This window comes from Streptomyces sp. AcH 505, from assembly GCF_000818175.1.
Lineage (GTDB): Bacteria > Actinomycetota > Actinomycetes > Streptomycetales > Streptomycetaceae > Streptomyces.
Map to the genome: position 1 here is coordinate 876,894 of NZ_JTIY01000002.1, position 6,142 is coordinate 883,035.

The window sequence follows — 6,142 nt, forward strand, 5'->3', positions numbered from 1 at the left end:
ATGATCGCGCATGCCCCGGCGGCGTCAATCGCCGAGCCGGCTTCCGTGCTCCTCTTCGGTGACGACGGCGCCGGCGGAGAGGAGCGTCGCACCGGCGAGGCTGCCCCAGAGGGCTGCCGGGCCGTACGGTGCGAGCGCGGTGATGACCGCCGGGGAGACGGCGAGGCCGAAGCCCGTGGAGAGCTGGAAGCGGGTGAGGGCGCGTCCCAGGACATGGGCCGGGGCGAGGGCGGTGACGAGCGCGGTGGCGCTGCCGGCATAGATGATCTCGCCGATCGTGCAGACCACGGACACCGCGGCGACGGCCGGGGCGCCCCAGCCGTGTCCCAGGGACGTGGCCACCAGGAAACCGAGGTAGGACACGGTGAGCACCACCCCGGCGAAAGCGAGCACCGTCCGCCGGGAGAAGCGGGACAGCAGAACGGTGACCGGAACCTGGAGGGTGACCACCAGCACCGTGTTGGCCACGAAGATGGCCGCCGACCACACCGGGGAGGCGTGCAACTCGGTCACCAGGACCAGCGGGAGGGCGATTTCGGGAACGTTGAGGCAGAAGGCGTAGATCACGTTGGCGGCGAGCAGCGCGCGCATACGGGGTGCGGGCCCGTCGTCCCGGTCCTCGGCCGGGCCCGCGGCCGGCCGGGCGTGCAGGTGGACCGACCACACCAGGGCCGCCGCGGTGAGATAGGCGAGTCCGGTGACGGCCGCCAGCGCCTGCAACGCGGTGGCGCCGCCCGTCAGACATACGGTGGCGAGGAGCGCGCCCGCGCCCATGCCGGCGTTGCGCAGAGCGCGGCCCGCCGCGAGAGCGGTGTCGCGTTCCCGGCCGTGGGCGACCGTCGCCACAAGAGCCGCGTGGGCGGCGGGCCACGCCTGGTTGCCGATGCCGAGGAAGAGCGCCGCCGTCGAGAACGCCCAGACGTGCCCCGCCGGGGCGGCCAGCAGCAGCGCCACGCCCACCACCCGCACCAGCATCGACGCCGCCACGACCGCGCTGCGCGCGCCCCGGTCCAGCCATCGGCCGACCGCCGGCATGCACACCAGCCCCGCGACGATGCCGAGCGTCATGGCGATGCCGGTGGCCGGAGCCGACAGCCTCAGCACCGTCACCCCGTAGAGCAGCAGAAAGGGCCGCAGCAGGCCGGTGCCGAGCGCGTCCACGGCCAGGGCGACGGCGTAGCGGGGACCTCCGGAGGCCCGGACGAGGGCGGCGGGCCGGACTTTGGTGGTGGTTGCCATGGCGCCAACGGTGCGTTCGTCCGCCGGGCCTGCGGAGTCGGTTGACGGACACCGTCAACCGACTCCGCCGTAGGCCGTCCGGCCAGTGATGATGTGGGTATGACATTGCGGATCGACATCAACGGCCTGCCGCCGGAGCGGCTGCGGTTCGCCGCCTCCCCGCTGGCCGAGCTGACCGCGATGCTGCATGTGCTGGCCGAACCCGGGCACCATCCGCGGCTCGCCGGCTGGGCCGGGGACGTCTGGGCGGGCCTGCGGCCGGAGCTGGCCGAGCGGTTGCGGGAGGCGGAGTTCCTCTGGCGTTCCTCACGAGCCGATTTCCTCGTCCCCGCCCGGCCCCGGGCGACCCTCGCCGAGGAGCTGGACGACGTGGACCGGATCGACGACGAGACGTATGTGACGTCCGCGCTCGTCACCACGTGCGGCAGCAACCGGCTCCACTTCGGCGCGCCGTCGCCGCTCGCCGACGCGACTGCGCGCGAGCGCGCCCTGGGCCTGGCCCAGGCCCGTGGCGCACTCCAAGGTGCCTTCGCGGAACGGCTGCTGGCGGACCCGGCCGTCGTACGGGCGCGGGTGCGCCACACCCTGGAACAGTGCGCCGAGGCCTTCTTCGACGCCGCCTGGACAGGCGTCGCCGTGCGACTCGCCACCGACCTGCGACTGAAGAACGACCTGCTGAAGCGCCAGGGCATCGGCGCCGCGCTGGCATCGGTCTCCGAGGCGGTCACCCTGGCACCGGACGGCGGCCACATCGTCGTGGACAAGCTCCAGGACAAGTCGACGTCCGCCCAGGGCACCGGGGCCACCTTCATCCCCAGTGTCTTCGGACACCCGCACCTGGTGGCGGTCTACGCGCCCGGGTGGCAGCCGGTGATGCAGTACCCCGTGGCCGGCCCTGAGCAGTCCGAGCCGGTGTCGCTGGAAACCGTCACGCTACGGCTGGAGGCACTCGCACATCCGGTACGGCTACGGCTGCTGCGCACCCTGGCCCGCGGCCCGCACACCACCGGCGAGCTGGCCCAGGCCTGGGAACTCTCACCCCCGGAGGTCTCCCGCCACCTCGCGGTCCTGCGCCGCGCGGGCCTGCTCACAGCCCGGCGGCACGGCCGTTACGTCCACTACACCCTCGAACTGCCCGACCTGACGGCGCTGGGATCCGACCTGCTGGCGGCCGTACTGCGCTGAGCGCCGTGAGCATGGCCGCTACGCGTACGCCCGGCCTTCTCGCGGGCCCCGGTCAGTCCGTCGCGAACTCCCCTACTCAGCTGCTGTAGACCCCGATCTCGTTGAGCGAGTACCGGTTGTCCGTGCCGCGTTGCGTGCAGGTGATCCGTACGTACCGGGCGCTGCCCGGGGTGAACGCCCGGTTCTCCACTCCGCCCCTGCCCGCCGTTGTGGTGTGTACGGTCCGCCAGGTCGCGTTGTCCGTCGAGACCTCGATGCGGTACGCGAGTGCGTACTGGTCGGACCAGTTGAGGGTGACGCGGCCGACCTGGCGGGGTGCGCCGAGGTCGACGGTGATCCAGGCGGTGGGGGTGGTTTTGCTCGCCCAGCGGGTGGCCGGGTCCTGGTCGATCGCCTTCTTCGGCGGGTACGAGACGATGATCGCGTCCTGGTAGTCCGAAGCGCTCACGCTCGCGCCGGCGGCGAGGTTGGTGAGGTTGTCGCCGCGGCGGGCCGGGAATTCGACCACCTGCTGGTACGTCGGCCGGTTCTGCCAGGCGATGCGGGGCACGGTGATGCCGCCCATCGCCCGGTGCACGATCGAGTCGGCGCAGACCTGCTCGCCCGCCCCGCATTCGTCGTCCGCCGGGTAGACCTCGGTCGCCGGCGTGGCCGCCGCCGTGGCCAGGGTGGAGAGCAGCACGTCGCGGCAGTCGGACACCGAACCGGCCCCGCAGTACGTCTTGTTGAGCGGACTGCTCACGGGCTTGCCGAGCACGGACCTGAGGTCCTTGTCGACGTAGCTCCACCAACCGTGCTGGAACGACGAGCCCTTGTGTGCCTCGCCCGCCGCGATCCCGGTGGCGGCGCCGCCGGTGCCGTTCTGGCCGCCCGAAGGCGACTCGTTGATCGGGGCGACGGACGTCAGCGCCTGGTAGAGGTCGTTGCCCAGGTCGGACTTGAACTCGCCCTCCACCAGCAGCGGCCACCAGGCGTCCAGGATGCGGATCGCGTCGGCGTCGGCGTAGACGCGCGATCCCTTCGCGGTCTCCCTGCGGTGCGAACCGGCCGCGGTCCAGGCCCGCAGCTTCGCCACCGTCGCTGCCAGGGCGGGGTCGGTGATCTGCGCGCTGTCGATGACGTCCAGCACGGAGGGCAGCACGCTCTCGGCCCGCAGGTCGACCGTCGCGCCCTCTTCCATGGCCTTCACGAGCTGGACGCGGGTGACATTGCCCGCGGCGACGAGGGCCGAGACCCGCTTGTCGAGGATGTCGGCGCGGTGGACCGAACCGTTGCCCCAGTCCGAAGCGAAGCCCTTGGCCTGCTTGTTGTTCCAGCTGACGTAGTAGTCCTGGTCGACGGACTGCGGATGATCGGCCGGCGGCGTGACGGCGGAGGTGTTGCGGACCGGGTCCCAGTTCTGCCACTCGTGGCCGGCCCCGGCCAGGATCGGCTGGTCAGGATCCGTTCCCGCGGCCCGGACCGGATTGATGCCCGAGTTGTAGTACGCCGTGTGATCGGCGTCGACGTAGAACCAGTTGAAGGTGTAGCCGACGTCCTGGGCGGCCTTCTGGAAGGTCTGGGCCGAGGTGATCGCGTTCGGGTCGTTGAACTGCTGGAAGCCGATCACCGAGTCGATGTCGTGCTGGTACGTGGAGCGCAGCGCGGTGAAGGCCACCGGGCGCCCGTCCACTTCGCCGGTGTGCGTGACCAGCCCGTACGCACTGCGCTTGCTGACCAGATCGTAGGCACCGGTCCCGGTCGAGTCCGCCACGGTCGCCGACCAGCTGTTGTGCTTGGTCAGTGTGTCGAAGGGGGTGCACACCCCGCGCAGCAGGTAGTGGTCGGAGGCCCGGGTGGGCGCCGCGCCCGACGGTTCGCAGAGGTCGACGGCGAAGGTGTCGGTGATGTCCTGGTTGGCGGAGGTGGCGCTCCAGGAGTAGTCGAGCCCGCGGCCGATCTCCACGTAGAAGCTCAACCCGGGGAAGGCGGCCCCCCGGACGCGCAGCCCGGGCCCGTCCAGTTCCTGGATCATCAGCAACTGCGGTGCGTAGTAACCCGTTTGTGGCCCGTAGACCGCGACCGGATGGCCGGAGGCGGTGTGCTCGCCGGACACCACAAGGGCGTTGGACATGCCCTTCTTCGCGGTGATCAGGTCACCGGGCAGCACGCCTGCCGCCGTTGATGCCTTCGCCGCCTTCGCCGCGCCTGTTCCCGTGCCGTTCTGCGCGTGGCTGAAGGCCTGGACCGTGTCCGGATCCGGTACGGCGACACCCTTCGGGGAGGCGGGGGAGTTCCCGTACGGGAAGGTGCCGCTGTGGACGGTGGTCACCGCCTCGGAGTCGTCCTGCGCGCGCCACGCGGCGTACGCGGTGTTGCCGGCCGCCGTGCCGTAGCGCTGCTGGAATTCGAGCTTGGCGAGCGCGTTGCCGACCTCGCCGCCACCGCCGCCACCGAAGATCGCGCCGACGACCGACGCCATCGCCACCACATCCGTGGCCGTGAAGTCCTTGATCGAGGAGCCGTGGCCGGTCAGCACGTACTCACCGGGGTAGCTGTTGGCTCCGACGGTGTCGTCGATCCACGCGTTGATGCCGGCCACGTAGTTCTGGATGTCCTGGTACGCCTGCGCGCCCTTGGTGCCGGAGTCACGGACGCGTTCGAGCTGGGCCGTGAGGTCGCTCTCGGTGTACGGAGCCACCGCCCACAGGCTCTGCTCCAGGGCGCGGTTGCCCGCCGCGCCGCCCGCGAAGGACGACAACTCGCCCCGGCCGACGTGCCGCAGGACGTCCATCAGCCACAGCTTGTCCTCACCGGCCGCGTACCCGGCGCCGAACTCGGTCCCCGCGCGGGTCGTTCCCTTGATGTGGGGGGTGCCCGTCGCCTTGTCCCGGGTGATCGTCACGTCCGACCGGGGCGACTTCGTGCTCTCCACCTGATCGGACGCCACCCCGAACGACGCGTCGTTGAAGTACGCGGCGAGCTGATCCTCCGTCAGCCCCGAGTAGTCGTGCAGGAGGTTGTCGTACGGCTCTATCTGGTCCGCGGAGTGCTTCGGCCGGGTGCCGACGCTCTGGTGCAGCAGGATCCCGGCGAGCGTGGCGTGGCCGTTCTCACCGGCCGGGAGAATGTCCTGGCACTGGCCGAGGCAGGGGTCACCGGCGGCGGGGACCGGGTCAACTCCCGCCGCTGCCTGGGCGGGTGAGGCGACGACGAGCGTTGCGAGCATCGCGGAGGCCGCGACGACGGAGAGGACGGCTGAGCGAAAGGACGCTCGACGGCGTCGTGAAGCGGGAGCAGGAGCAGCGGTCACCGGAGCCTCTTCCGTCATTCGGTCGTGGGGGACACGGTCGGGCGCGCGGGAACACTATTCCCGCTTTCGCCGCAACCAGGAAGCTCCCGCGGGGCAACTTCCACAGGACCGCAATATTCCGGAGCGGCTGAGAGCCCGAGTCGGGGGCATCCGTCAGACGACCATCTCGTCGACGGTGGAGTGGGGCGCCATTAGGGTGAGGCGCCGCGGTCCGGTCCGGTCGCGTAGAGCGGATTCACTAGGTGCAGAGGTGTGGCAAGTTCATGAAGCGACCTGGACGGCTGTCGAAGATATCGGGGCCGGGCAGCGGAGTGGTGGCCGCGTCCCTCGCCCTGGCCCGCCCCGAGCGGGGCAACTCGGCCACGGACCTGCTGCGACGCGCGGCCGGGCACGACGCCGTATGGCTGGCCGCCGCCGTCGCGCTCG

The 6,142-nt window shown here is 71.2% G+C and carries 3 protein-coding genes; 1 reads left to right on the forward strand and 2 read right to left on the reverse strand.

The genetic code is table 11. The features are described 5' to 3' along the window. Positions 1-24: 24 nt before the first annotated feature. The gene (locus tag HY68_RS33890; protein WP_041999204.1) at positions 25-1,239 is read right to left on the reverse strand and encodes an MFS transporter; all 1,215 of its coding nucleotides are present in this window, start codon (positions 1,237-1,239) and stop codon (positions 25-27) included. Between the two features lie 99 nt (positions 1,240-1,338). On the opposite strand from HY68_RS33890, the gene HY68_RS33895 reads away from it, so the two are divergent. Beyond that, positions 1,339-2,424: a DUF5937 family protein gene (locus HY68_RS33895; protein WP_041999207.1), complete on the forward strand. Its 1,086-nt coding sequence runs from the start codon at positions 1,339-1,341 to the stop codon at positions 2,422-2,424. A gap of 76 nt (positions 2,425-2,500) precedes the next feature. Here the strand turns inward: HY68_RS33895 and HY68_RS33900 are convergent, their stop codons facing one another. After that, the gene (locus HY68_RS33900; RefSeq protein ID WP_041999210.1) at positions 2,501-5,632 is read right to left on the reverse strand and encodes a penicillin acylase family protein; all 3,132 of its coding nucleotides are present in this window, start codon (positions 5,630-5,632) and stop codon (positions 2,501-2,503) included. Positions 5,633-6,142: the final 510 nt, after the last annotated feature.

Coding starts and splice junctions, on each gene's coding strand:
- HY68_RS33890 (WP_041999204.1), bottom strand. CDS start 1,239: ATGGCAACCACCACCAAAGTCCGGCCCGCCGCCCTCGTCCGGGCCTCC.
- HY68_RS33895 (WP_041999207.1), top strand. CDS start 1,339: ATGACATTGCGGATCGACATCAACGGCCTGCCGCCGGAGCGGCTGCGG.
- HY68_RS33900 (WP_041999210.1), bottom strand. CDS start 5,632: ATGCTCGCAACGCTCGTCGTCGCCTCACCCGCCCAGGCAGCGGCGGGA.